Genomic DNA, 26093 nt, shown 5'->3' on the forward strand with positions numbered 1-26093 from the left:
CGATCGGCGCAAACCTCAGGCAGCGGCGGGCGGTGCGCGCGGCTGATGGGTCCTGGAGACTGCGGCGCGAAGCGAGGCTTCGAATGCCGGAAAAGCGGCTGGCATGGTCCAGCCGGCGAAATCGAGAGCCGGGGCGACGGCAAGGGCAGGCGATCCGGCGTCATGCGCCGCCTGCTTGGGCGCAAGCCTGCGCTCGGTGGCAAGCAATCCGCGCACGGCATCGCGCGCGGTCAGCTGCGGCGGCTGCGGATCCCGCTCGGAAGAGGAGAGTGTGTTGACGGTGACAACAGGCGAGATGATCAGGTTGCCGCCGAGAAGCAGGCCGAGATAGGCAAGAATGGCGACGAGGAGGGAGGCGGCGATACGGCCCGTCAGACGGCGCTGCTCCAGCTCCATCTTCTCCGTCCCGGCCATGTCACTCCCGTATCGGCTCAAAAGCGCGCCAATCTCTCATTCTTTTTCCGGCGGAGGTTCATCCGCAGGCATAATTGTATCAGGCCCAAGTCCGTCTTCATAGGGCACACTCTCATGATGCACTTGGGCGAGCCGGTCAACCATGCCAAGCGCGATTTCGCGCTCGCCCATGATGACGGTGTCGGCGCCATATTGCTTCAATTCATCGACCTCTGCATCGGAATGGGCGCGGGCGACGATGAGGATCGATGGATTGACGCTGCGCGCCTGCTCGGCGATGCGGCAGGCCTCAAAAGCGTTGGGGATGGCGATGGCAATGCTGCGGGCGCCGGAGAGATTGGCGAGATCGAGCGTTTCCCGCATCACCGCATTGCCCGCCAGGGTTTCGATACCCTGCACCTTCAGCTCGCCGATGCGCTTATCGGAGTCCTCAATGACGAGAAAAGGTGTGGCTGACGACTTGAGATTCTGTCCGACGATGCTGCCAACCCGCCCGTAGCCAACGAGAATGGCGTGGCCGCTGAGAGCAGTCGGGTGCACCTCGTCGTCTTCAGACGGCATCTCCTCCTGGGCTGCTATCGCATCTGCAGCGGGAGCAGGGTCGGCCACGACGTCTTCGCGCTTTGCACCATCCAGCAGCGGCCGCATGCGGTCGCAGAGGAAGAACAGCAGCGGATTGAGGATGATCGAAATGATGGCGCCGGCCAGGATCAGGTCGCGGCCTTCCTCCGGCAACAGCCCGAGTTCGACGCCGAGGGCGGCGAGGATGAAGGAGAACTCGCCGATCTGGCCGAGGCTGGCCGAAATCGTCAGCGCTGTGCCGAGCGGCTTCTTGAAGGCGAGCACGATCAGCAGGGCGGCGACGGACTTGCCGATGACGATGATGAAGATGGTGGCCAGAATCGGCAGCGGCTTGTCGATCAGGATATTCGGATCGAACAGCATGCCGACCGAGACGAAGAACAACACGGCGAAGGCATCGCGCAGCGGCAGGCTTTCCTGCGCGGCGCGATGGCTGAGTTCGCTTTCGGCCAGCACCATGCCGGCAAAGAAGGCGCCGAGCGCCAGCGACACGCCGAAGAGCTTCGCCGCGCCGAAGGCGACGCCGAGCGCGATCGCCAGCACGCCGAGCCGGAATAGCTCGCGCGAACCGGTATGGGCGATGCGGTGCATCGTCCAGGGAATGAGCTTGCGGCCGAAGACCAGCATCAGCGCCACGAACAACGCCACCTTCACCAGCGTCATGGCGATCATGCCGCCGATGCCGAGATCGAGGCCGAACAGACGGCTGAGTGCGGCCGAGAGCGGCTCGACAGGAGCGTGACCCTCGCCGCCGATGCTGGCGGCGGCCGGGATCAGCACCAGCGCCAGCACCATGGCGAGATCCTCGACGATCAGCCAGCCGACGGCGATCCTGCCGCGCTCCGTCTCGACCAGCCGCCGCTCCTGCAGCGCCTTCAACAGCACGACGGTGGAGGCGACCGAAAGCGCCAGGCCGAAGACCAGGCTGCCGCCGGTCGGCCAGCCCATGAAGGCGCCGAGTCCCCAGCCGAGCAGTGTCGCAAAGGCGATCTGCACGATCGCGCCGGGCACGGCGATGCCGCGCACCGACAGCAGGTCTTTCAGGGAGAAATGCAGCCCGACGCCGAACATCAGCAGGATGACGCCGATTTCGGCCAACTCCGGCGCAAGGTTCTGATCCGCCACATAACCCGGCGTATGTGGCCCCACAAGCACGCCGGCGATGAGATAACCGACGAGCGGCGGCATCCGCAGCCGATGGGCGAAGGCGCCGAAGATGAAAGCCAGCACGAGACCGCCGACGATTGTCGAAATCAAGGGCGTATCGTGTGGCATCGTCGTCTCCCGATCTGGAAATCCCGTTCGTAATATGACATATATGGTCTATATCGACCAATATGGGCAACTTAAAATCATGGGTCAAGGCGCACGGGAAACAATTCTCACTCCCGCTCTCTGCCGCGCGGCACGCGGCCTGCTCGACTGGACCCAGACCGATCTTGCCGAAAGGGCCGCGGTCTCGCGCAGCACCATTCGCGACTACGAGGGAAGGCACCACGACATCCACCGCGCGACGGAGGCGCAGCTGCGCCTCGCCTTCGAGGAGGGCGGCGTCAAATTCGTCGAGATCGAGGGAGCGGGCACCGGTCTCTGCCTGCCCAATCCAGCCGGCTGAATCGGTTCAGGGCGCCAGGCAGGCGGCAGAGACCTTGTAGGCGGAGAGCGTCTTGCCCTTGTAGTTGCCTTGCGTCGGCTGCCAGCTCTTCAGCACCTCGGGCGCCTCGGTGGCGCAGGTGAGGCCCCCGTCCGTCAGGAAAAGCACTTTGCCGGTAATCTCGGCCGGCAGCGCGAATTCCTGCTCGTAATAGCTCTCCGGAAGGCCCGCCGGCGCCCGCGCATAGATCCGGTAGGATGCATCGCGGAGCGTATAGAAAAGATCGGCGACCATGTCGCGATTGTCGGTGACGATGATGTCGGTGCCGGCCTGACCGGCGAGTGCGGCAGCCTCGCGGCTGACCTCGGCGCGGCCGAGATAGCGCTTCATCAATTCGTCGCCGTTCGGCAGCAGCAACTGCTGCGGAAAGATCGTCGCCAGCGGGAAGAGCAGGCTGGCGATGCCGTTGATGGTGAGCGACAGTTTCAGCCCCTTCGGCCACATCCGGTAAAGCAGCCAGACGGCAAGGATGGTCCCGGCGACATAGGCGGTCACCGCCCAGTTGGCATAGGCCTTGGCGACCGTCGCCTGCAGCGTGATCAGCACCACCACCGGCATCGACAGCCAGACCAGCATCTTTTCCCGGTCGTCGCTCCTGCCCTTGATCATGCGATAGACCGCCCAAAGCATCGCAAAGAAGATGATCGGCCCGACGACGCCGAACTGGGCGGAGAAGAATTCAAGCCCGCGACGGAGATTGACGCCGAGTTCGCTCCAATGGGCGATATCCTGCGTATGCCGCACCGTCGTGTTGTCGTGCTGCAGGTTCCACCAGAGGTTCGGCAAGGCGACGATCGCCGCGACCGCGACCGCGATGATGAAATCCCGAATGGCGATGCGCGCCGCAGGAATCAGCAGGAGGGCAATCGCGCCGCCCGGAACGACGAACAGCACGGCATATTTCGACAGGAAGGCGAGGCCAACCCCAAGGCCCATGACGAGCGCCAGCCCGACCGAGCGTCGCTGCGTCAGGCCGAAATAGGCAAGCAGGGCGATCGCGATGAAGAACAGCAGGATGACGTCGGTCGAGAAGAACACCGAAGAAAGCGCCACACCGGGAAGGGTGATGTAGGTGGCGCCCGTCCAGCCTTCGATCTCCGGCCCGACCAAACGCTTTGCTATCTTCATCAGCACCAATGCAGCCGCCATGTGGATCAGCGGTCCGAGCAGCCTGATCCAATAGATGGCGTTGGAGCCGGAAAACTCGGTCATCGCCCGGATCACCCAGGCGATCATCGGCGGCTTGGAATAATAGCCGAGATCGAGATTCTGCGACCAGAACCAGTACTGCGCCTCATCGACGAAAAGGTCCGTCGCATCAAAATTGAGCAGGACGACGCGCCAGAGCGTGAAGCCGAGAACGATGAGAAGACCAGATCTGGGGGACATGAACGAATAGTTCCGCTGACATGAAAGGCGCGAGTGCGATACACCAAAGGTGCCGGACTGCCAACGGGGAAGGGGCGGTCTACAGCATGTCGCACAAAACTGTGTAGCGGTTTTGCGATAACGACATGCGTTGGAAATAAAGAGCCGGAGCGCGAGGAGCGTATCTGAAAGCGCGACGCGCTTAGAACACCCGAAGCGTGCGGGTATCGCGGTGTGCAGCGAGAAAATCGAGGAGGGCGACGGCTGCAAGCAGCGTCATTGCTATCAAGCAGGAACCCAATCCGAGAACAATCATTGCTCTGTCCTTGTCGACGTCATGTCTTGGTTATCGACCGGCATATACCACGGAGCTTGCGTGTGCCTTGTAGCAGCCATGCAACTCCGCAACAGTATTTGCAGCCAACTGCCTTGAATTGCTTCAAAAGCCTGTCCTGCGAAAGGCTTATTAACCTTCAGGCAAGGAATTAACCATAAACATTGGTTTACACGTCGGAATGGGAAGATGCACTCGTTCCCACCAGGCATGACGCCGTCCCGCCGTACCGGGTTGATCCGGTATCCATCTCTTCAGACAGCTCCGAAACATAGCTGATCAGGGGGCTTCGATCCGCCGGTTGTAACCGGTGGTGAGAACCGTCTCCACGCTTCGCGTTCAACGGATGCTGCGCAGGTTTTTCGCCGGGCCGTCGCCCGGAATGTGGTTGGGGACAGGCATTGAGGCAGGACATGCCATCAGATCAGGCTCGTGGAGCGCAGGCAGGCAGCTTGCGCGACCGCCTGCGCTTTGCCGGTCTCGATGCCGACCAGTGCGAGCTGGTGCGCCGCAACCGGCCGACCCTCGAAGCCCATTTGAAGGCGGGGCTCAGGGACCTCTTCCATCGATTCCAGTCGTTCCCCGACGCCTCGCGCAATTTCGAGAGCGAGCGTCAGGTCGAGCGCCTGCATGATCTGCAGTCCTCGCATTGGGACGTGCTGACGGATGCGCGGTTCGACAGTCTCTATGCCGAGCGCGTCAAGGTGCTCTCCGATACCGAAAACAAGATGGGCCTCGACCCGCGCTGGCACGTCGCCGGCCATGGCGTCATGCTGGAGCATGTCGTTTCCGGTCTTGCCCAGGAGATTGCCGGCCGTCCGCTGTTGCCGTCGGCCAAGCGCCGCGGCCGTGAAATCTCCGATCTGATGACGGCGATCATCCGCATCGTCATGGTCGATGTGGAAATTGCCGTTTCGCTGCGCTTCAACGCGCTGCGCGCCGCCCAGAGCCGCGCGCTCGCCGATCAGCGCGCCGACAACGAGGCTGAGATCGCCCGGATCTTCGGCGATGTCATCGAAGGTCTTTCTGCCCGCGACCTGACACGCCGCGCGCCCGTCGACGGCGACCATGCCGGGATCGCCGCCGCGCTGAATGGCGCGTTGGACGGACTTCAGGCGGAATTTGCCGCGATCACAGAGCGCACGCTCAAAGCCGAAGCGGCGACAGGCTCGCTTGCCGGCCTGTCCAGGCAATTCGCCGGCACGGCTTCCGGTCAGGCCGACCGGCTGCAGCTTTCCGCCGCCGCCCTTGCCGGCATTGCCGGCAGTGTTCGCGACGGTGCGGCCGACAGCCGCGCCGCCGAACAGGCAGCCGCCTCGACGCGCGCCGCGGTCGAGGAAAGCGGTGAGGTCGTCGGTCGCGCGATCAGCGCCATGGCCGATATCGAACAGTCGGCGGAAAAGATCGGCCAGATCATCGGCGCGATCGACGAGATCGCCTTCCAGACCAATCTTCTGGCGCTGAACGCGGGCATCGAAGCCGCGCGCGCCGGCGATTCCGGCCGGGGCTTTGCCGTCGTCGCCCAGGAAGTCCGCGCCCTTGCCCAGCGTTCGGCCGAAGCCGCCCGCGAGATCAAGACGCTGGTGACGACGACCAAGGCGCAGGTCGACGCCGGCGTGCAGATGGTCGGCCGCACACAGGATTCGATCGGCAGCATCGTGCGTCAGGTCACCGACATCAACGCCGCCATCGCCGGCATCGCCACGAGAACCGGCGAACATGCCGCAAGCCTCGACAGCGTCACATCAGACGTCGAGGGTCTGGGCGGCGAGGTGGCGGAGAGTGCCGGCCTGGCGGAGCGCTCGGCTAAGGGCGCCGACCACCTCCACACCGTCATTCTCGAGCTCGGCCAGACGGTTCGCGAGTTCCGCATCGCTCGGGAAAACGCCAATGCCGGGCGCCCGGCGCCGGTTCGCGCCGCACCGCCGCGCGCCATCGAAGCCTCTGCCCGTCCGGCACCGGTCGAAGACGCCTATGAAAATGACGATTTTGGCGTTCCGAAGCCCTTCGCAAGCGTCGGAGGTGGGCGGAATGTTTACTAACCTATCGGATGATTGCCTCAGCTCGTCTTCTCGAGCCGGGGACAAGGGGACAAGGAAAAGCTGATGGCAGCAAAGAAGAGTGGCAAGACGCTGGATTTGACAGCGGTGCTCGACCTCAACGAGGCTTCCGCCTTGCGCGACAAACTCCTCTCCCTCAGGGGCAGCGGCCTTTCGATCGACGCATCAGGCGTCGAACGGATCGGTGCTCTTTGCGCCCAGGTTCTGATGTCCGCCGAGAAGACCTGGGAACAGGACAAGCAGCCGTTCACCTTCTCCAAGGTGTCCGACGCATTTCAGAAAACCATGCAGCTGGTTGGCGTCAATATTGACCACCTGCTTGCCAAGGAGATTCGGCAATGAAGAAAAAAGTTCTTACCGTGGATGATTCCCGCACCATCCGAAACATGCTGCTCGTGACGCTGAACAATGCCGGCTTCGAGACGATCCAGGCGGAAGACGGCGTCGAAGGCCTCGAGGTTCTCGAAGAGTCCAATCCTGACGTCATCGTGACCGACATCAACATGCCGCGTCTCGACGGTTTCGGCTTCATCGAAGGTGTTCGCCGCAACGAGAAATATCGGGCGATCCCGATCCTGGTCCTGACCACCGAAAGCGACGCGGAAAAGAAGAACCGCGCCCGCCAGGCCGGTGCCACGGGCTGGATCGTCAAGCCTTTTGACCCGGCCAAGCTGATCGATGCCATTGAGCGTGTAACCGCTTAAACCCAGGATTTGCTCCTATGGATATGAACGAAATCAAAGAGATCTTTTTCCAGGAGTGCGAGGAACAGCTCGCCGAGCTGGAATCCGGTCTTCTGAAAATGAATGATGGCGATCGCGATCCGGAAACCGTCAATGCGGTGTTCCGTGCCGTGCATTCGATCAAGGGTGGCGCCGGCGCCTTCGGCCTTGATGATCTGGTAGCCTTCGCCCATGTTTTCGAGACCACTCTCGATTGCGTTCGATCCAACAAGCTTGAGCCGACCCAGGACGTCCTGAAGGTGATGCTCAAGTCGGCCGACGTGCTGGCCGACCTGACGAATGCTGCGCGCGACGGCGGCAGTGTCGATGAAAGCCGCAGCCGCGGCCTCGTCAAGGAGCTCGAGGCGCTGGCCAACGGCGAGTTGCCGTCTCCTTCGGCATCGGCCGAGGCGCCCGCGCCGAAGGCTGCCGCAAAGCCCGCGGCCAAGGCCGCTCCAGCGCCGGCCGTCAAGCCGACGGATGACAGCGGCTTCCAGCCGATCCCCTTTTCCTTCGACGATTTTGGCGGCGAAGGCGATGCGGACTCCGACCTGCCGACCTATGAAGTCATCTTCAAGCCGCGCTACGAACTCTATTCCAAGGGCAACGACGCGACCCTGCTGCTGCGCGATCTCTCGCGCCTCGGCGAAATGACCATCTATTGCAACACGGACGAGCTGCCGGGCCTCGAGGAACTCGATCCGGAAGGCGCTTATTTCTTCTGGAACGTCACGATCAAGACGGACAAGGGCGAGGACGCCATTCGCACCGTCTTCGAATTCGCCGAATGGGATTGCGAACTGACGGTGAAGCCGCTCGAGGAAGCAAGGGCTGACGCGACCAGCAACGACGAACTGCCGATGGTGCCGGTTCCCTTCGATCTGTCGATCCTGGATGAAACGGGCGCAACCGAAGACGTTGCCGCCGACGCGCGCGCCGAAGAGACGGCCGCCGCCGTTGCCGCCGCCGAGACCGCCTCCAACGTAACGCAGATGGCCGCAGCCGCAGCCCGTGTCGAGAAGAAGGAATCGGCAGCCGCCGCAGCCGCCGCCGCAAGCGCTGCCGCCCAGAACAATGCCGCCGGTGCCGGCCAGACGATCCGCGTCGATCTCGACCGTGTCGACCGCCTCATCAACCTCGTCGGCGAATTGGTCATCAACCAGGCGATGCTGTCGCAGAGCGTCATCGAGAATGACACGACCGGCACCTCCTCGATCAATATGGGCCTCGAGGAGCTGCAGCAGCTCACCCGCGAGATCCAGGACTCGGTCATGGCGATCCGCGCGCAGCCGGTGAAGCCGGTGTTCCAGCGCATGTCGCGTATCGTCCGCGAAATCGCCGACATGACCGGCAAGTCGATCCGCCTGATCACCGAAGGTGAAAACACCGAAGTCGACAAGACGGTCATCGACAAGCTGGCCGAGCCGCTGACCCACATGATCCGCAATGCCGTCGACCACGGCATCGAAACGCCCGAAAAGCGCGCAGCCGCCGGCAAGAATACCGAAGGCACGGTTCGCCTGACCGCCAAGCATCGTTCGGGACGCATCCTGATCGAGCTTGCCGACGACGGCGCCGGCATCAACCGCGAGAAGGTCCGCCAGAAGGCGATCGACAACGATCTCATTCCGGCCGATGCCAACCTTTCGGACGAGGAAATCGACAACCTGATCTTCCTGCCGGGCTTCTCGACGGCCGACAAGATCTCCGACATCTCCGGCCGCGGCGTTGGCATGGACGTCGTCAAACGTTCGATCCAGGCGCTCGGCGGCCGCATCAACATCACCTCGAAGCCGGGTCACGGCTCGGTCTTCACCATGAGCCTGCCGCTGACGCTCGCCGTTCTCGACGGCATGGTGGTCACCGTTGCCGGCCAGACGCTGGTCGTGCCGCTGACGGCGATCGTCGAAACCCTGCAGCCGGAAGCGGCCGCGATCCACTCCTTCGGTGCCAACCACCGGCTGATCTCGATCCGCAACTCGTTCTGCCCGCTGGTCGATGTCGGCCGCATCCTGAACTTCCGAGCGACCCAGGCCAATCCTGTCGAGGGCGTGGCGCTTCTGGTGGAATCCGAAGGCGGCGGCCAGCGCGCCCTGATGGTCGATGCCATCCAGGGTCAGCGCCAGGTGGTCATCAAGAGCCTGGAAGCCAACTACACCCACGTGCCGGGCATCGCCGCCGCCACCATTCTCGGTGACGGGCGCGTGGCTCTCATCCTCGATGTCGACGCGGTTGTCGGCGCCTCGCGCGGCCAGTCGCTCAAAGCGGAAATGTCGTTAGCAGCGGTAGGGTAAGGGAATGTCGTACACTGTAAAAAATCTGAACGAGGGGGATCGCGAACTGATCGCGTTCCGCATCGGGGATCAGGAATTTTGCGTGAACATCATGTCGGTTCGCGAAATCCGGGGCTGGACCCCGGCGACCGCGATGCCGCACTCGCCTGCCTATATGCTTGGTGTCATCAACCTGCGCGGCGCGGTGCTGCCGATCATCGACCTGGCCGCCCGGCTGGGGATGAAGCCGGCCGATCCGACTGCCCGTCATGTCATCATCGTCGCCCAGGTCCGGCGCAAGGTCGTCGGCCTCTTGGTCGACGCCGTCTCCGATATCCTGACGGTGACCGACGAAACCATCCAGCCGACGCCCGAGATCTCCTCCGAACTCGAGCGTCAATTTGCCCGCGGTATTCTCGCCATCGAGAAGCGCATGATCTGCCTGATCGAACTCGAATCCCTCTTTTCAGAGACCGAAAGCGAAGCCGCATGAGTGTAATGGGCGCAAAAGATCAAAGGCAGGGATCCGACGAGGTCCTGGCGAGCGGAGAATATCCGCTGACGCGCCGCGATCTCACGGAGATCGCCGCGATGATCTATTCGGATGCCGGCATCTTCCTCAACGAGACGAAGGCGTCGCTCGTCTATTCGCGCCTGTCGAAACATATCCGCAATCTCGGCCTGTCCGGCTTCCGGGAATATTGCGACCTCGTCGCTTCGCCGGCCGGCGCCCCGGCGCGCCGTGAGATGCTGTCGCATCTGACGACCAATTTCACCCGCTTCTTCCGCGAAAACCACCATTTCGACCATCTGCGCGACCATGTCCTGCCGGAGCTGCTGCAGCGGGCTAGATCGGGCGGCAGGGTGCGCATCTGGTCGGCGGCCTCCTCCGACGGCCAGGAACCCTATTCGATCGCGCTGACCGTGCTGTCGCTGATGCCGAATGTCGCCGATTACGATTTCAAGATTCTGGCAACCGACATCGACCCGAAGATCCTGGCGATCGCCCGGGCCGGCGCCTATGACGAGAACGCGCTCGAAACCGTTTCGCCGGCCATGCGCAAGCAATGGTTCAGCGAAGTCGAGGTGCAGGGCCGCAGGAAGTTCCAGGTCGACGACCGCGTCAAGCGGCTGATCACCTACAACGAGCTGAACCTGATGGCGCAATGGCCGTTCAAGGGCAAGTTCGACGTCATCTTCTGCCGCAACGTCGTCATCTATTTCGATGAGCCGACGCAGATGAAGATCTGGCAGCGTTTCGCCGGCCTGCTGCCGGAAGGCGGTCATCTCTATATCGGCCATTCCGAGCGTGTTTCGGGCGAGGCAAAACACGTCTTCGACAATATCGGCATCACGACCTATCGCTATACGACCAAAGGTCTCGGGAGGAAGGCATGAGCGCTCCGGCAAGGGTTCTCGTTGTTGACGACTCGCCGACGATGCGCGGGTTGATCACTGCCGTCCTGAGTTCTGATCCTGAGGTCAACGTCATCGGCCAGGCCGGCGACGCGCTGGAAGCGCGTGAAGCGATCAAGCGGCTGAACCCGGACGTCGTGACCCTCGACATCGAGATGCCGAACATGAACGGTCTCGATTTCCTCGAAAAGATCATGACGCTGCGCCCGATGCCGGTGATCATGGTCTCCACCATGACCCATCGCGGCGCCGAGGCGACGCTTGCGGCGCTGGAGATCGGTGCGTTCGACTGTGTCGGCAAGCCGGGTCCGGGCGAACTCAGGCCCTTCGGCGACCTCGCCGAGAAGGTCAAGGCCGCCGCGCGCACACAGCGCCAGTTCTCGCAGCCCACCGCCGCGCCAACGCCACCGCCCTCCGTCGCCGATTTCCGCGTCGGCCGCAAGATCGTCGCCATCGGCTCGTCGACCGGTGGCGTCGAAGCGCTGATCGCCGTGTTGCAGAAATTTCCGGCAAATTGCCCGCCGACCGTCATCACCCAGCATATGCCGCCGACCTTCACCAAGAGCTTCGCCGAACGGCTGAACCGCCTCTGTGCCCCGGTGGTGCAGGAAGCGACCGATGGTGCCCGCCTCGAAATCGGCAAGATCTATCTGGCGCCCGGCGGCGAGCGTCACCTTCAGGTCAGCGGCGCCTCGGCGCCGTCCTGCCGCCTCGTCGACCGTGCGCCGGTCAATGGCCACCGCCCATCCGTGGACGTGCTGTTCGATTCGGTCGCGGAACTGGCGGGCCGCAACGCCGTCGGCGTAATTTTGACCGGAATGGGCCGCGACGGCGCCGCCGGATTGTTGAAAATGCGCCACGCCGGCGCCAGAACGCTCGGCCAGAACGAAAAAACCTGTGTCGTTTACGGAATGCCAAGGGTTGCCCACGAACTTGGCGCCGTTGAGCAGCAGCTGCCGCTGTCTGCCATCGGTGAAGAAATATTGAAAATGACAGCCGCCCGAAAGGAAGGGACCGAATAAATGTCGATCGCGGAGAAAATCAAAGTTCTGATCGTCGATGATCAGGTAACGAGCCGATTGCTGCTCAGCGACGCGCTGACCCAGCTCGGTTTCAAACAGATCACGTCGGCCGGCGACGGCGAGCAGGGCATGAAGATCATGGCCGAGCAGCCGCACCACCTGGTGATCTCGGACTTCAACATGCCGAAGATGGATGGCATCGGCTTCCTGCAGGCCGTGCGCACCAACCCGAACACCAAGAAGGCGGCCTTCATCATCCTCACCGCTCAGGGTGACCGCGCACTGGTACAGAAGGCGGCCCAGCTCGGCGCCAACAACGTGCTCGCCAAGCCGTTCACGATCGAGAAGATGAAAGCGGCCATCGAAGCCGTGTTTGGAGCCCTGAAATGATCACTGAGGGGGCAGCCCGCCGCGTGCACATCATTCAGGGCGAGTACAAGGTTCTGAGCGATCCGAATGCGGTCCTCTCGACCATTCTCGGTTCGTGCGTGGCTGCGTGTCTCAGAGACCCCATCGCCGGCGTCGGCGGCATGAACCACTTCCTGCTGCCCGGTTCGGCGACCTCGCCGACATCAGGCGGCGATGCCACGCGCTACGGCGTGCATCTGATGGAACTGCTGATCAACGGTCTCCTGAAGCAGGGCGCCCGGCGCGACCGGCTGGAGGCAAAGATCTTCGGCGGCGCGAAGACGATCTCGACATTCTCCAATGTCGGTGAGCAGAACGCGGCCTTCGCCGTGCAGTTCCTGAGGGATGAAGGCATTCCGGTGGTCGGTTCCTCCACCGGCGGAGAGCATGGACGCAAGCTTGAATATTGGCCGGTCTCCGGTCGTGCGCGGCAATACCCCCTGACCGGCGCCGAAACGCAGAGAACCGTCGCTCTCGAGCAGCGTCCCGCCGCTCCGCAGAAGCCCGTCGAAACCAGTATCGAATTTTTTTGATGGCGAGGATTTTCATATGACATTTAACCCGGTGATGGAGCCGCCTGCGCCCGTCGAAGCGCTGAGCGACATCCTGATGCGCATCGTTTCGGAACTGCACGACGTTGCCTATCTGATCGAGCGCATCGAGCCACAGCTTCTCGAACTCGGCGGCGCGGAAATCCTGAATTCGCCGGATGCCATGAAGGTCATGCAGGGCATTGATCTCGCCGTGCAGAAATCGCGCGGCCTTGCCGAATTCATCGACACCATCACCGGCGAAATCCCGCACGGCTGGTCGGTCGACGTCGCAACCGCGCTCAGCCTCGTCAAGCTGGCCGAGATGCAGAAGGCATTGGGCGGCGCCACCCGCCACGGCCATTCCCAGCCATTGAGCAAGGCAGCCGGCGACTTCGATTTCTTCTAAAGCACCTCGCGCCAAACCGGATTCATGCGACGCGCTTTTATGCAGGTCGTTATCCCAAAATCACCGTTCTCTTTCGGGCGATGGCATTAGGCCTTTTCGCTCCCGCACACGCTTCACGAAACGCTCGCACAAGTTTCGCCGACTATTCGTCTGATGAGGCAATAAGCCTGCTTTGTCTTTGACGGATCGTGCGAGAACAGAATGAATCTGTTAAATCAATTAGTTCAGATCTTTAAGAACTTCGGCTCCCTGGGCCGAACGCGCCTGATGATTCTTGGAGGCGTCGGTGCCGTTTCCATCGCAATCGTCCTTGCGGCCGCCCTTTTCGTCAACAAGCCGGCACAGGAAACGCTCTATGTCGGTCTGGATTCGCCGGATCTCAATCAGATCAGCATGGCGCTTGCCGAAGCCAACATCGATTTCCAGGTCGGCACGGACGGTTCCAGCATCAGCGTCCCCGCGGGATTGACGGGCAAGGCCCGCCTGATGCTTGCCGAGCGCGGCCTGCCGAACAGCGCCAATGCCGGTTACGAACTTTTCGACAATGTCGGCTCCCTCGGCCTGACCTCCTTCATGCAGGAGGTGACGCGGGTTCGAGCGCTGGAAGGCGAAATCGCCCGTACCATCCAATCGATCTCGGGTATAACAGCCGCGCGAGTCCATATCGTCATGCCGGAGGTCGGAAACTTCCGGAAGGCCGAGCAGAAGCCGACCGCCTCCGTCATGATTCGCGCCAGCGCCACCGCCGGGCGCAGCGCGGCGACCTCGATCCGCCACCTCGTCGCCTCGGCCGTGCCGGGGCTTGACATCGATGACGTGACGATCCTCGATTCCGCCGGTCAGCTGCTTGCATCCGGCGACGAGGCGAGCAACAGCTCGCTGAACCGCTCGCTCAACATCGTCCAGAACGTCCAGCAGGAAGTCGAATCCAACATCGACAAGGCGCTGGCGCCCTTCCTCGGCATGGACAACTTCCGCTCCAGCGTTACCGCCGACCTCAACACCGACGCCCAGCAGATCCAGGAAACGACCTACGATCCCGAATCCAAGGTCGAACGCTCGGTGCGCTCGACGAAGGAAGCCCAGCAGTCGCAGCAGAAGACATCCGATAGCGCGACGACGGTCGAGCAGAACATCCCGCAGGCGGCTCCCGAGGCCGGCGGTTCCGCCGGGCCGGAATCGCAGGACAAGTCCGACAAGCGCGAAGAGCAGACGAACTACGAAATCAACAGCAGGACGACGGCGACGACCCGCAACAGCTACAAGGTCGAGAAGCTGTCGATCGCCGTGGTGGTCAACAAGGGCCGCATCGCCAAGATGGTTGGCGAACCTGCCGATCAGGCCAAGATCGACGCCTATCTTGCCGAGATGCAGAAGATCGTCACTTCGGCGGCCGGCATCGACGCCAAGCGCGGCGACGTCGTCACCGTCACGGCCATGGACTTCCTCGAGAACCAGCTGCTCGAAGACGCCACCGGTGGTGTCCGTGTCATGGACATGCTGAGCCGCAACCTTGCCGGCATCATCAACTCGCTCGCCTTCGTCGCGGTCGCCTTCGTGGTGGTCTGGATGGGCCTGCGGCCTCTGGTGCGCAGCGTCAGCGGCAACGGCGGCGCCTCGGTTCTCGGCGACGCCACGCCGGAAGCGGCCGGCCTCGAGCTTCCCGACTTCGCGCCCGCGGCAGGAGCCTCCGGAGGTGCTCTCATGGACGGCTTCGGGTCCGACTTCGGCTTCGACAGTACCGAGGACCTGCTCAGCCTCGGCGACGACGACGGAAACTTCAACCGTCGCGTCAAGGAAGGCCCGGAACGCAAACTCTCTCGCATGGTCGAAATCAACGAGGAGCGCGCCGCGAAAATCCTCCGGAAATGGGCGATCGACGACGCAGCGTAAGGGAAAGGCCGGGCAACCGGCCTTTTTTTATGTCGGTAGCAGGCACTATGTCCTGCAGCGGGATGTATCGGTTCCCGCAAAGCAAATGACGGCCGGCGCCAGCAATTCGAATAGGATATAGGCCTGACTGCAGTGAATACCGCTTTAGAGAAATTTGTTGAGGCATACTCGCGTAAAACGCGAATCAAGTTGCGGTACAGCCAGAATCACCTTAGCCTCCCCTATATCTTGAAGGGCGCGAATGGTGCTCGAATCAGTGCATGGACGGCAGTTGATGTAAATCCCTAGAAGTCGGAGATGGTGATTTACATCGGCTGGCTTACCCTTAGGTGATTCGAAATGGGATTCGAGCGGGACTTGAATTGAATCCTTTACAGAAAAATTGCTGTTGCACCGAGTTTGATCGTTTCTCAGCCGCAGGACGTTGCCAATGGATATGAACATACTTCAGGCGAGCAAGGGCGAGAGGCAGATGGCGAATTTCGCGAGCGCGGTGGCGCCGGGTCTATTACCCCGCGATGAAGTGATCCAGCGCCTGCACGGTGTCGCCGACACTGGAAGGTTGCAGTCCGGTCTGCGCGCGCTGACGGAGTATGTAGGTGCTTCGCACTATCTTCTGGCGCGCTGCGATCTCATTCAGGAAAGCGGCCTCGATTTCATCGTTTCGTCCGATTGGCCTTTCGATCTGGTCAAGGACATCGCCAATGATCTGGTCAGCGGCTATGCCCGTTCGACCGAGCTGGAAAAATGCATGCAGGTCTTCCAGCCGAATTTTGCTCTTCTGCCGGATAGTGCCGATGTGCCGGACGGCGCCAGCCGCCAATATTGTTCATTGACCTTCAATGTCGGCCGGTCGCGGCTGGCCTTGATGTTCCTGTTCGGCGAAGGGTTCATCCTTTCGCCGGAGCGCCTGCGCGATGTGGGCCTGCTTGCAGGTTATGTCGCGAGCTTCCTCCGCTGCGGTGGCACGAAGGTCGATCGCGATTTTGAATTGACGGACCGCGAGCTCGAATGCCTGTTCTGGATCGCCGAGGGCAAGACCAGCGACGAGATCGCGATGATCCTTGGAATCTCCCGCAATACCATCAACAACTACATCACCAGCGTGATGCGCAAGACGGCGACCAAGACCCGCTCCGAGGCCATTGCCTTCGCCGTCCGCAATAATCTCGTATAGGGGGGATCCATGGCACATTCACCAGGCAGGACGATGAGCAGCGCCGAGCAGCTGCGCATGGTGCGTGTGAACAGGATTTCCAGCCGGTCCGATCTTTTTCCGCGGCTGATCGCCATGCAGAAGCTCGCCGATGCGCAAGGCTTTGCGATCTTCCGCGTCAGCGGCTCGGGCCTTCCGGCAAAGCAGCGCCTGGTCTGCGAGCTCGAGAACTGGGGCTCTTCCAATGCCGGTTTCGGCAAGGCCTTCATCGATGCCTACAGCGATATCCTTCTCGACCATATCGACAAGTCGCTGCTGCCGCTCTCATGGGCCGGCGGTCACGATCGCGCGGCGCCCGGCCCGGCCGACTTCTCGCCGTTCATGACGCGGCTGCAGAACGGTATTCTGCCTTTCTCCGGCCTTGCCTTTCCGGTGCGGCTCGGCGCCGTCGGCAATGGTTTCATCCTCTTCACCGGCGATGAGATCGATCCGTCGAGCGATACCATCGTCGAGTTGCACGGTCGCTGCTGCCATATCATGATGGATCTGCTCTCGCTCGATGAACGCCGCACGGCTGCCGCCGAGGCGTTGAGCGAACGCGAGATCGCCTGTCTGCAGCTTGCCGGCGACGGCCGCATCAGCGAAGAGATCGCCGACAAGCTCGGCCTGTCGGTGCACACCGTCAACGCCTATCTCGGCTCGGCGACCATCAAGCTCGATTCCGTCAATCGTATACAGGCGATCGCCAAGGCGATCCGGCTCGGCTACATCAGCTGAACCCGCGCCGTTCTTCTATCCAATGTGGATGAATGCTCGATTGTCTTGAGAGGACGTCAGCCGGCCAGCGCCCGAGGCGGTTGGTTGACGTTGTAACGGGCTTCCCGGAGGCTCTTTTCGAGAAAGACGGTATTCTCGTCAGGATCGGTCGATGGATCCTGGAAAGCGATATGATTGATCTCGATGCCGGCGTGATCTTCGGCAAGGGTGAGCTGGGCATAGACGGTGACGCCGCGTGGCTTGATTTCCAGATCGAGAACGACCTCGGGCTTACCGCCCCACTCCAGCGTATAGTTGCCGCCCAGGCCGAAATTCACGGTGCCCGGATGGAAGAAAAGCTCCGCTGCCGACGCGACGAGATCGGAAAGGTTGCCGTAATACTCGAAGCGCAGCAGTGAAATAAGGTCAGAGGCATCCAGAAGGCGCAGTTCCGTTGCGACCGGGCTGATCGCAACGGCGAGGATCTTTTCACGCTGGGTAGAGTGGGGGCATTTTTTCATTCGGCTTATCTTACCCGTTTGTTCTTGGCGTCTGCGGCGTAGACCCGGTGGATCAGCTCCGCAACGGCCTTGTAGAAGACTGACGGTATGACACTATCGATCGAGACTTGCGCAAACATGGAGCGCGCAAGCGGAGGATCCTCGAACACCGGTATGCCGTTCTGCTCGGCGATCTCCCTGATTTTGAGCGCGACGAGGTCCTGGCCCTTGGCCAGCACCACCGGTGCGTCGTTTTCTTCACGCGCGTAACGCAGCGCCACGGCATAGTGCGTCGGGTTGGCGATGACGAGCGTCGCCCGGTGCACGTTGTTGATCATGCGCCGGCGCGCGCGGTCGCGCATCAGCGAGCGCTGCCGGCCCTTGACGAAGGGGTCGCCCTGCGCCTGCTTGTTTTCTTCCTTCACCTCGTGGCGTGTCATCTTCAGTTCGGTGAACCAGTGATGGCGCGTCCAGAAAAGATCGGCAATCGCCACGATCGCGGTGGCGATCAGCATGACGATGATGATCTTGCGCATCGCCGTCGTCGTCCGCACGAGGATGGTCTGTGGATCGGAGAACATCGCGTCGATCGAGCTGAAATATTCGCTTCTCATCACGAAGAACAGGATGATCCCGACGATGACGACCTTGAACAGCGACTTTCCGAATTCGATGAGGCCGGGCAGGCTGAACAGCCGCGTCCAGCCTTTGACAGGGGAGATGCGCGAGAACTGCGGCCGGATACGTTCGAGCACCGGTGTCGGCAGGTTCTGGAAGACGGCGGAGGCGATGCCGAACACCATGAACAGGATGAAGGCGGGCGCCACCAGCGCCGCACTTGCCCAGCCGATCCGGACGAACAGCGATAGGATATCCGGCCCCGTCTCGATTTTCCATTGGTCGGGCTGCTCGAAGATGTCGCGCAGCGTTTCCGTCATGCGCCCGACGCTGTCGGGGAGGAAGAACACCAGATAGATGTAGGTGGCGAGAATGGTCGCGAAGATCGACAGCTCGCGCGAAAACGGCACGTTGCCTTTTTCCGCGGCATCGGTTTGCTTTTTCGCGGTCGGGGCTTCTGTTTTGCTGTCCTTGTCATCGTCTGCCAAGTCGCGGCCCTCCGTCAAAGAAATAGGCTGCAGCTAATGCATGCCGCCCAAAAATGTGCAGCGGTTTTGGGATGACGACATGCATCAAAACAAAGACCCAAAGCGCGTCGCAGGAACCGGGTTCTCTGCGACGCGCTTTGGAGCGCAGCCTATTGCTGGAAGGGTAGTCGCCTGTGGCACGGCGATCAACAGCTGCCGTACGGCATGCCGGATTTGTCAACAGTCTCGAAGTGCCGATGCAGGTCGCGGGAAAACGACGTGCACAATAGACGGAGTGAAAACGAGTTGCATGAAGCAGCGCACTGCGACGCGTTTTAGGCGGCTGCCGAAGCGTCGCCTTCCTTCTCCTTGAGTTCGATCTGGCCGGAATTGGCCAGGCGAATCGCTTCCTGCGCCACGGCGCGGCGGGCAATCGCGATCTCGCGCGGATTGACGCCGCCCATGCCGCTCTGCAGATCCGATTCGATCATGCGGCGCTGGCGTGGGCTGATGGCCGAGAGAACCGATTCGCGGATCTCGGGGGGCGACCCGCGCAGCGCGACGGTGAGCACATCCGTCGAAATGTCGTTGAGCAGCAAGACGCGGCTGCGCTGCGGCATGTACATGAGGTCTTCGAAGAGGAAGATCTTCGGGCGGACCTTGTTGACCGATTCGCGGCTGATCGATTCGAGCGAGGTGAGCAGCGTGTCGACCTGCGGCTTGTCGAGTTCGTTCATGAGATCGGCGACCTTCGTCGAGCCGGCCGCATTGCGCTCTGCCTCGACCTCGGCAAGCAGCGTCATGACCTGGTTCTCGATGATCTGCGCGGCCTTCGGGCTGACCGTCTTCATGTTGACCGTTCTGTTCATGATGTCGGCGCGACGATTGTCGGGAAGCTGCAGCAGCACCTTGGCGCCGAAGTTGGAAGGCATCATCGAAAGAATATAGGCGACGGTCTGCGGATGTTCGCGCAGCAGGAACTGTGCGACGAATGTCGGCTCCGCTTCGCTGAGGCGATCCCAGATCGAGGTTTCGTAGGCTTGGAATGCGGTGCGACGGCCAAGCAGGCTGTCGACCTCGTCGGGCGTCAGGCCTTCTTCGAGAATGGCCTCGATCGCCTTGGCGTTGTCCATCAGTCCGGCGCCCTCGGTGAAGAGGTCCTCGAACTCGGCGACGAGCAGCAGCAGTTCATCCGGCGGAATGGCACGAAGCGACTGGGCGGATGAGATAATGGTCTGAAGTTCGGCCTGGGTGAAATACTTCAGCAGCCGGCCGGCGACGCCCTTTCCCATAGCGAGAAGAACAGCCGCCGCCTTTTCAGCCTGGGTCAACGGTTTCCCGGCTAGCGCGCCGCCGAAATCGTCAAAGTCCATCATGGTCTAACCTCTCCGTCCCACACAGGGATCAGGCTTTTTTCGTACTCAAAACTTCTATCAGTTTCACACCGAATCGCGTGTCGTCGTGATCAAGCACCGTAATTTCGCCGCGTGCAATCCTGCGGCCGTTCACCATGATCTCGACGGGTTCGCCGATCTTCTTGTCGAGGGCGATGGTCGCCCCTTCATTGAGGTTCATCAGGCCGGAAACCTGCATGCGGCTGGTGCCGAGCATGATCTGGACATCGATCGGAATGTCCATGATCAGATCGAAATTGGAATTCAAAGCGCTGCCGAGCGGAGCCGGCGAGCCCTCGAAAGAGGCGCTGCTGCCGAAATCCATGCCGGCAGCCTGGCTGGCATTGCCAGCGCCGAAATCGCCGCCGAAGTCGTCGCTGCCGAAGGGGCTTTCCGAAGCCTCGCCGCCGAAGGCCGCCAGGTCCGTTCCTGTCGCGAAGGGGTCGCTCTGCAGGTCGTCGCCAAACTGCGGCAGGTCGCCATCGGCATCCTGCTTCAGCACGCCGCGCAGATCGTCGATCGCCTGGTCGAGATCCGCTTCGCTGCCCGGAATATCCAGGGAGAGGTCGCTGTTCTGCTGTGTTTTCTTCGTAGCCATGAAATCACTATTCCAGTTGAAACTTGCCTCAAACTGCCTTTGCAGCCCAAAAGCCAGAGAACCGATTAATTCATTAAATGACGGATGAGCTCGTCATCCGAGTTCATCGTATCCTTGACGCGGACCATGTAGTTTTCGCCTGAACGCCCGAACTCGCACACATACAATTCCTTGCTGTTGGCGCTGACCTCGACGCGCACGTCGCCGCTGTCGCGGAATGGAATGACGTCGCCGACCATCAGCTTCGATATCGTGCGCAGCGTCAGGTCCTGCAGCCTGATCTTGGCCTCGAGCGTGACATGCGAGCGGCGGACCTGGTCGCCGAGCTGTTCGGTCCATTCCGCCGAGCTGCTGCCGGCTTGGCGCTTCGGCTTCGGCGGCGTCACCTTGGTCTTGAGCAGCGCCGTCTGCGGAACGATCAATGCGAATTCCGAAACGATGCCGGCAAGGGTGATCGACATGTTGATGGCGGCGGCGAACTCGTCCGGGCGATCCTCGGCCGGGCGGGCGCGTGTGTCATGGGAGTGCGGAGCCGAAAGGCTCGGTTCGAAGCCGCCCGGCGCGTTGACGGCCGAGCGCAGCACCTTGGCGATCTTGTCGAAGACCATGACCGCCAGATCGAGTTCGATGATCGAAAGCACCCGGTCGGCAGGTTCTTCGATCGTATCGGCGGTGGCGCCGAGCAGGTGCTCCATCAGCGTGATGACGAACCCGTTGCCGCAGACAAGCGTAATGTTCTGCGACCAGTTGCGCAGCGTCGCGTCGACGAGCGTGACGTTCGCACTCAGGTCGTCGACCAGATGGTTCTTGTAGCCGATCTCGCAGCCGAGAAAGTTGACCGTCACGTCGAGCCCGGTCTCGCTTTTGATGACGTCGGGAAAGAATTCGCTGTAGATTTCCCCAAAGGAGCTGCAGATCTTGGCGACCCTGCCTTTGTCGCCAAGCCCGCCTGTCAGTTTGGCGAGAAGGGCAGGATCCATAGCCGGTTTGTCGTGCGAAGCATTGCTCATGGTCATTTAAGCCGCCTTGTTTTCGCCGCCTGGGTTCATCATTTCCTGTTCGACCGCATCGATGGACGGACGCTCGTAGGCCGAAATCGTCTTGCGGCCGTATTCGAGAGCGACCTGCGGCACCGACCCGTTCATATAGGCAAGTAGTGTCTGCTTGACGATGACGTAGAGGCGGTGCTGCTTGTTGCGCACGACCTTGATCTGCGAGACCAGCGGCGAGCAGACGCAATAGGACAAGAGAATGCCGAGGAAGGTGCCGACAAGCGCCGAGCCGATCAGGTGACCGAGCACTTCAGGCGAATCGTTGATGTGGGCCATCGCCTTGATGACGCCGAGAACGGCCGCGACGATGCCGATGGCCGGGAAGGAATCGCCCATGATCTGGATCGCGTGGTAGGGCTTCATCTTGTCGTGCATGATGGTGTTGAGCTCTTCATCCATCAGCGCCTCGATTTCGTGGCTGCGGGCGTTGCCGATGATGATCAGCCGCACGTAGTCGCAGATGAACGCGGTCAGTTCCTTGTTCTTCAGAACGGTCGGAGCCGACTGGAAGATCGTCGATTCGGCCGGATTGTCGATATGGGCTTCGATTTCGTTGCGCGACTTGGTGCGCAGGTCGCGCATCAGCGAATAGAGCACGCCGAGCGTGTCGAGATAATTGCGTTCCTTCGGCACGGCGTGCTTGAAGGCTTCGCCGAGCGCCTTGCCCGAATCCTTCACCACCTTCATCGGGTTCGCCATGATGAAGCTGCCGAGACCGGCGCCACCGATGATGACGAATTCGAAGGGCTGGAACAGGGCGTCCACGTGGCCGCCCATCGCCATGAAGCTGCCGATGACACAGCCGCAAGTCACTATAAATCCGATAATGATATTCATCGTCAGCCCAATCTGAACGTTACTTTTCTCTAAGACGGATAGGATTTCTGCCTTGCGTGAGGCTGATGAAAAGGCCGCTCGCAAGGCATTTCCACGTGCCAGCTTCGCGCAAGCATCTGCCGTCAGTCTAAAGGAGACGAATGGGTGTCCGCACCCGTTTTCTGAGATGCCGCCTCAGCGAAATCCCGGCCGAACCACTCAAGACGACGCCCGGCTTTTCGTTCCGTTCATCGCCAATGCTTGGAGCTTACCGACATGCAATCCGGTCTTTATGTTTCTCTGTCGTCGCAGATGGCCCTCGAAAAGCGCCTGAACACCATCGCGGACAACATGGCGAACGTGAACACCACCGGTTTTCGCGCCACAGAGGTGAAGTTCGACGAGATGGTGGCGAATACCAAGAACAAGCTGAATACCAAGGTCGCCTTCGTTTCCCAGGGCAACGACTACCTGAACGAAGGAAATGGCGAACTGCAGCATACCGGCAACATGCTCGATTTCGCCATCAAGGGCGATGCCTGGTTTGCGCTCGATACGCCGGCCGGCCGCGTGCTGACAAGGGACGGGCGCTTCACGATCAAGGATACCGGCGAACTCGTGTCGATCAGGGGATATCCCGTTCTCGACGCCGGCGGCGCGCCGATCCAGCTCAACACCAAGGGCGGCGAGCCGGCCGTCGGCACCGACGGCATCATCTATCAGGCCGACCGCCAGGTCGCTTCGCTCGGCCTGTTCGAGGCCGATATCAGCAAGGGTTACCTGCGCTACGAAAACAGCGGCATCATGACCACCGACCAGCCGCGCGCCGTTGTCGACCGCTTCAATATCGGTGTCGAGCAGGGCTATCTCGAAAACTCCAATGTCAACGCCATGCGCGAGATCACCCAGCTGATCGAAGTCAACCGCGCCTTCGAAAGCGTTTCGTCGCTGATGCGTGACAGCGAGGATTCCTTCAAGGAAGCCGTCCAGACGCTTGGGGGCAGCCGTTGATGCATGTCGCCCAAAAGTGTCCGGCGGTTTTGGGAGGACGGCATGCATAAGAGCAGAGATCCGAAATACACCGCATGCAGCATGCTGCACGCGGTGTATTTCAGGGCGGGATTTGAAGCATGAGCACCAAGCTACTGTCCGAGGACGGCCTTTCCCCGAAACTGGCGCATCTCGCAGGCCTCGTCGAGCGCTATGCATCGCCGGAGTTCGCCGTCGCCCATGGCGGTCGCGTGCAGACCATCGCCGCCGGCCATTACACGGTGCGCGGTCTCTCCCGCCATGTTCGTCTCGGGGAGTTCGTCGCCCATAAATCGGCGACCGGCATCCATCTCGGCGAGGTCGTGCGCGTCGAGCCGGACCTGATCTATGTCTGCCCGATCGAACCCGGCGAGCCGATCGGCATCCACGATACGGTCATCCGCAAGGGTGCCTTCCGCATTTCGCCGTCGGACAGCTGGTGCGGGCGCACCGTCAACTCGCTTTGCGAGCCGATCGACGGGCTGGGTCCGATCACCGAGGGCCTCGATCGCCGCTCGATCTCCAACACCGCGCCGCCTTCGATGACCCGCAAGCGTGTCCAGACCGGCTTCAAGACCGGGGTGCGCGCCATCGACATCTTCTCGCCGCTCTGCCTCGGACAGCGCCTCGGCATCTTCGCCGGTTCCGGCGTCGGCAAGTCGACGCTTCTGTCCATGCTCGCCCGCGCCGATGCCTTCGACAAGGTTGTCATTGCTCTCGTCGGCGAACGCGGCCGCGAGGTGCGCGAATTCATCGAGGATACGCTCGGCAGCAATATGAAGAAGGCGATCGCCGTCGTCGCCACCAGCGACGAGAGCCCGATGCTGCGCAAGATGGCGCCGCTGACGGCGGTCACCATCGCCGAGCATTTCCGCGACAAGGGGGAGAACGTCCTCTTCATCGTCGACAGCGTCACGCGTTTCGCCCATGCGATCCGCGAAGTGGCGACCGCCTCCGGCGAGCCGCCGATCGCGCGCGGTTATCCCGCGTCCGTCTTCACCGAACTGCCGCGGCTGCTGGAACGCGCCGGTCCCGGCCCCGAGGGCGCCGGCACCATCACGGCGATCATCTCGATCCTCGTCGACGGCGACAACCACAACGACCCGATCGCCGACTCGACGCGCGGCATTCTCGACGGTCACATCGTCCTGCAGCGCAGTCTCGCCGAAGAAGGGCGTTATCCGCCGATCGATCCGCTGGCCTCGATCTCGCGTCTCGCCCGCAAGGCCTGGACGCCGGACCAGGAAAAGCTGGTGTCGCGGCTGAAAGTGCTGATCCACCGCTTCGAGGAGACGCGCGACCTGCGCCTGATCGGCGGTTATCGCCAGGGCGCCGATCCCGATCTCGACATGGCGGTCAAGCAGGTGCCCATCATTTACGACGTCCTGAAGCAGTCGCCGGGCGACCGTGACTCGCCCGATGCCTTTGCCGATCTCGCCGGCGCGCTCAAGGCCGCAGCCGGCATGGGCAATCAGGGCGGACAGATTCAGAGGAGATAGACGTGGCTGAATTCGACGACGAACGCATCGCTTCCTTGAAGCAGCGCAGGAAGACCGCCATGCTGGATCGGCTTCTGACCTTCACCGGCCTGGCGCTGGCCGGCGCCGCCGCTTTCTTCCCCTGGTATGTGTTCTTCAACGAGGACAAGTTCGGCATCAACGTCGCCGCCAGCGGCAATTCGCGCGACCTGCCGGATTGGCCGGCCCGCAACGTCTTCAGCGTCTCGCCGCTTGCCATGGTCAACAAGAACGAGGGAGAGAAGAAGGCTCCGCTGGTCGATCCGCTGACGACGGCGACGGTCTCCGATCTCGGCAAGGAGCGCGATGGCGGCCCCATCCTGGAGGATCAGCCCTTTCCCGGCAAATCTTCCTTCCGCCTGCTGCACGTCTCCAATGGCCGGGCGCTGATCGAGGATACCTCGGGCATGTATGTCGTGCGCATCGGCTCGATCCTGCCCGACGAAAGCCGCCTTGCGGCCCTCGAGCAGCGCGACGGAAAATGGGTGATCGTCACCTCCAAGGGCGAGACCTACCAGAACAATTGAACCTGCCGCAGGTGCCGAACACGACAGGGGCTCCGCCGCGAACCGGCCGGAGCCCGGTTTCTTTTTGGAGCCCGCTTTCTTTTAGCCGCGGCCTTCTCCGAAAAGCGGCTCGAAGCCTGAATTCCCGTAAGTCCCACGCAAGATTACCGCACTAGGTTCGGGGCAGTAAAAACGGAGAGTTCCCATGCAACCGATCCAACTTTTCGACTTGGCTTCGCGACAGGCGGAATGGCTGACGGTCCGTCAGCAGGTTGTTGCCAGCAACATCGCGAATGCCAATACCCCGAAGTTCCATGCCAAGGATGTCACGCCTTTTGACGCCGTGCTCGACAAGTCCGATATCACCATGGCGCGCACCAATCCGGCGCATCTGAGCGGCAATGATTTCAGCGACAGCGGCGATATCGACGTCAAGGATGCAGCACTCGACCAGGAAATCGGCATCCAGGAATCCGGCAATACGGTCGGTTTGGCCGAAGAGCTCTCCAAGTCGGGCGATATCAAGCGCCAGTACGATCTGAACACCTCGCTGGTCAGTTCCTTCAACCGCATGATGTTGATGACCGTCAGGAAGTAAA

General features: G+C 61.6%; 27 protein-coding genes. 18 read left to right on the forward strand and 9 right to left on the reverse strand.

The window, feature by feature from the left end:
* Window positions 1-15 precede the first annotated feature (15 nt).
* Together FHX10_RS21210 and ybaL are read right to left on the reverse strand one after the other, a co-directional pair.
* The gene (locus FHX10_RS21210) at window positions 16-396 is read right to left on the reverse strand and encodes a hypothetical protein (RefSeq protein ID WP_047613573.1); all 381 of its coding nucleotides are present in this window, start codon (window positions 394-396) and stop codon (window positions 16-18) included.
* A gap of 54 nt (window positions 397-450) precedes the next feature.
* Window positions 451-2271 carry a YbaL family putative K(+) efflux transporter gene (gene ybaL / locus FHX10_RS21215; RefSeq protein WP_184390151.1) on the reverse strand — a complete coding sequence of 607 codons (1821 nt, stop codon included), beginning with the start codon at window positions 2269-2271 and terminating at the stop codon, window positions 451-453.
* 34 nt (window positions 2272-2305) lie between these two features.
* Between ybaL and FHX10_RS21220 the strand changes: the two genes are divergently transcribed.
* Window positions 2306-2611, forward strand: a complete 306-nt coding sequence (locus tag FHX10_RS21220) for a helix-turn-helix transcriptional regulator (RefSeq protein ID WP_028755572.1) — start codon at window positions 2306-2308, stop codon at window positions 2609-2611.
* Window positions 2612-2617: 6 nt separating this feature from the next.
* On the opposite strand, the gene FHX10_RS21225 is transcribed toward FHX10_RS21220, so the two are convergent.
* The gene (locus tag FHX10_RS21225; protein ID WP_184390154.1) at window positions 2618-4039 is read right to left on the reverse strand and encodes an ArnT family glycosyltransferase; all 1422 of its coding nucleotides are present in this window, start codon (window positions 4037-4039) and stop codon (window positions 2618-2620) included.
* A gap of 726 nt (window positions 4040-4765) precedes the next feature.
* Between FHX10_RS21225 and FHX10_RS21230 the strand changes: the two genes are divergently transcribed.
* From FHX10_RS21230 to visR, 13 genes are all read left to right on the forward strand, one after another.
* The gene (locus tag FHX10_RS21230; RefSeq protein WP_184390156.1) at window positions 4766-6394 is read left to right on the forward strand and encodes a globin-coupled sensor protein; all 1629 of its coding nucleotides are present in this window, start codon (window positions 4766-4768) and stop codon (window positions 6392-6394) included.
* Window positions 6395-6457: 63 nt separating this feature from the next.
* The gene (locus FHX10_RS21235) at window positions 6458-6754 is read left to right on the forward strand and encodes an STAS domain-containing protein (RefSeq protein ID WP_003545491.1); all 297 of its coding nucleotides are present in this window, start codon (window positions 6458-6460) and stop codon (window positions 6752-6754) included.
* The gene (cheY1, locus tag FHX10_RS21240) at window positions 6751-7116 is read left to right on the forward strand and encodes a chemotaxis response regulator CheY1 (RefSeq protein ID WP_003570362.1); all 366 of its coding nucleotides are present in this window, start codon (window positions 6751-6753) and stop codon (window positions 7114-7116) included. Before FHX10_RS21235 ends, cheY1 begins: the two co-directional genes overlap by 4 nt.
* Window positions 7117-7133: 17 nt before the next feature.
* Window positions 7134-9428: a chemotaxis protein CheA gene (locus FHX10_RS21245; RefSeq protein WP_097595988.1), complete on the forward strand. Its 2295-nt coding sequence runs from the start codon at window positions 7134-7136 to the stop codon at window positions 9426-9428.
* A 4-nt stretch (window positions 9429-9432) separates the two neighbouring features.
* Complete coding sequence (locus tag FHX10_RS21250; protein ID WP_028755568.1) at window positions 9433-9900, forward strand: chemotaxis protein CheW; 468 nt, start codon at window positions 9433-9435, stop codon at window positions 9898-9900.
* On the forward strand, window positions 9897-10805 hold the full coding sequence (gene cheR, locus FHX10_RS21255) for a protein-glutamate O-methyltransferase CheR (protein ID WP_028755567.1): 909 nt from the start codon (window positions 9897-9899) through the stop codon (window positions 10803-10805). Before FHX10_RS21250 ends, cheR begins: the two co-directional genes overlap by 4 nt.
* Complete coding sequence (cheB, locus tag FHX10_RS21260) at window positions 10802-11845, forward strand: protein-glutamate O-methylesterase CheB (protein ID WP_047613585.1); 1044 nt, start codon at window positions 10802-10804, stop codon at window positions 11843-11845. Before cheR ends, cheB begins: the two co-directional genes overlap by 4 nt.
* A complete protein-coding gene (locus FHX10_RS21265) occupies window positions 11846-12235 on the forward strand; it encodes a response regulator (protein WP_003556488.1) in 390 nt (129 codons plus the stop codon).
* The gene (cheD, locus tag FHX10_RS21270) at window positions 12232-12786 is read left to right on the forward strand and encodes a chemoreceptor glutamine deamidase CheD (RefSeq protein WP_028755565.1); all 555 of its coding nucleotides are present in this window, start codon (window positions 12232-12234) and stop codon (window positions 12784-12786) included. Before FHX10_RS21265 ends, cheD begins: the two co-directional genes overlap by 4 nt.
* Before the next feature lie 16 nt (window positions 12787-12802).
* Window positions 12803-13192 (forward strand): hypothetical protein, encoded by a 390-nt coding sequence (locus FHX10_RS21275; protein ID WP_028755564.1) that lies wholly within the window; start codon window positions 12803-12805, stop codon window positions 13190-13192.
* A gap of 201 nt (window positions 13193-13393) precedes the next feature.
* On the forward strand, window positions 13394-15085 hold the full coding sequence (fliF, locus tag FHX10_RS21280; protein WP_184390159.1) for a flagellar basal-body MS-ring/collar protein FliF: 1692 nt from the start codon (window positions 13394-13396) through the stop codon (window positions 15083-15085).
* A gap of 430 nt (window positions 15086-15515) precedes the next feature.
* Complete coding sequence (gene visN, locus FHX10_RS21285; protein ID WP_028755562.1) at window positions 15516-16262, forward strand: transcriptional regulator VisN; 747 nt, start codon at window positions 15516-15518, stop codon at window positions 16260-16262.
* A 9-nt stretch (window positions 16263-16271) separates the two neighbouring features.
* Window positions 16272-17018, forward strand: a complete 747-nt coding sequence (visR, locus tag FHX10_RS21290; RefSeq protein WP_028755561.1) for a transcriptional regulator VisR — start codon at window positions 16272-16274, stop codon at window positions 17016-17018.
* Between the two features lie 56 nt (window positions 17019-17074).
* Here visR and FHX10_RS21295 read toward each other — a convergent pair whose 3' ends face one another.
* The 6 genes from FHX10_RS21295 to motA all read right to left on the reverse strand — a co-directional run bounded on the left by FHX10_RS21295 (window position 17075) and on the right by motA (window position 22463).
* Window positions 17075-17518: a hypothetical protein gene (locus tag FHX10_RS21295; protein ID WP_184390162.1), complete on the reverse strand. Its 444-nt coding sequence runs from the start codon at window positions 17516-17518 to the stop codon at window positions 17075-17077.
* Window positions 17519-17523: 5 nt separating this feature from the next.
* Window positions 17524-18603 carry a flagellar biosynthesis protein FlhB gene (flhB, locus tag FHX10_RS21300; RefSeq protein ID WP_097544543.1) on the reverse strand — a complete coding sequence of 360 codons (1080 nt, stop codon included), beginning with the start codon at window positions 18601-18603 and terminating at the stop codon, window positions 17524-17526.
* Between the two features lie 314 nt (window positions 18604-18917).
* Entirely contained in the window at window positions 18918-19958 is a 1041-nt protein-coding gene (gene fliG, locus FHX10_RS21305; protein WP_028755558.1) for a flagellar motor switch protein FliG, read from the reverse strand.
* Window positions 19959-19986: 28 nt separating this feature from the next.
* Window positions 19987-20574 carry a flagellar motor switch protein FliN gene (gene fliN, locus FHX10_RS21310; RefSeq protein ID WP_028755557.1) on the reverse strand — a complete coding sequence of 196 codons (588 nt, stop codon included), beginning with the start codon at window positions 20572-20574 and terminating at the stop codon, window positions 19987-19989.
* 65 nt (window positions 20575-20639) lie between these two features.
* On the reverse strand, window positions 20640-21590 hold the full coding sequence (locus FHX10_RS21315; RefSeq protein ID WP_184390165.1) for a FliM/FliN family flagellar motor switch protein: 951 nt from the start codon (window positions 21588-21590) through the stop codon (window positions 20640-20642).
* Complete coding sequence (gene motA / locus FHX10_RS21320) at window positions 21591-22463, reverse strand: flagellar motor stator protein MotA (RefSeq protein ID WP_047613589.1); 873 nt, start codon at window positions 22461-22463, stop codon at window positions 21591-21593. It abuts the gene before it with no gap.
* A 255-nt stretch (window positions 22464-22718) separates the two neighbouring features.
* Between motA and flgF the strand changes: the two genes are divergently transcribed.
* From flgF to flgB, 4 genes are all read left to right on the forward strand, one after another.
* Window positions 22719-23453, forward strand: coding sequence for a flagellar basal-body rod protein FlgF (flgF, locus tag FHX10_RS21325; protein WP_028755554.1), 735 nt, complete (start codon window positions 22719-22721; stop codon window positions 23451-23453).
* Between the two features lie 119 nt (window positions 23454-23572).
* Complete coding sequence (gene fliI / locus FHX10_RS21330; protein ID WP_047613591.1) at window positions 23573-24970, forward strand: flagellar protein export ATPase FliI; 1398 nt, start codon at window positions 23573-23575, stop codon at window positions 24968-24970.
* Between the two features lie 2 nt (window positions 24971-24972).
* Window positions 24973-25515 carry a flagellar protein gene (locus tag FHX10_RS21335; protein ID WP_184390167.1) on the forward strand — a complete coding sequence of 181 codons (543 nt, stop codon included), beginning with the start codon at window positions 24973-24975 and terminating at the stop codon, window positions 25513-25515.
* Between the two features lie 184 nt (window positions 25516-25699).
* Complete coding sequence (flgB, locus tag FHX10_RS21340; protein WP_047613593.1) at window positions 25700-26092, forward strand: flagellar basal body rod protein FlgB; 393 nt, start codon at window positions 25700-25702, stop codon at window positions 26090-26092.
* Window position 26093: the final 1 nt, after the last annotated feature.

This window comes from Rhizobium sp. BK591, from assembly GCF_014195045.1.
Taxonomy (GTDB): Bacteria; Pseudomonadota; Alphaproteobacteria; order Rhizobiales; family Rhizobiaceae; genus Rhizobium; species Rhizobium anhuiense.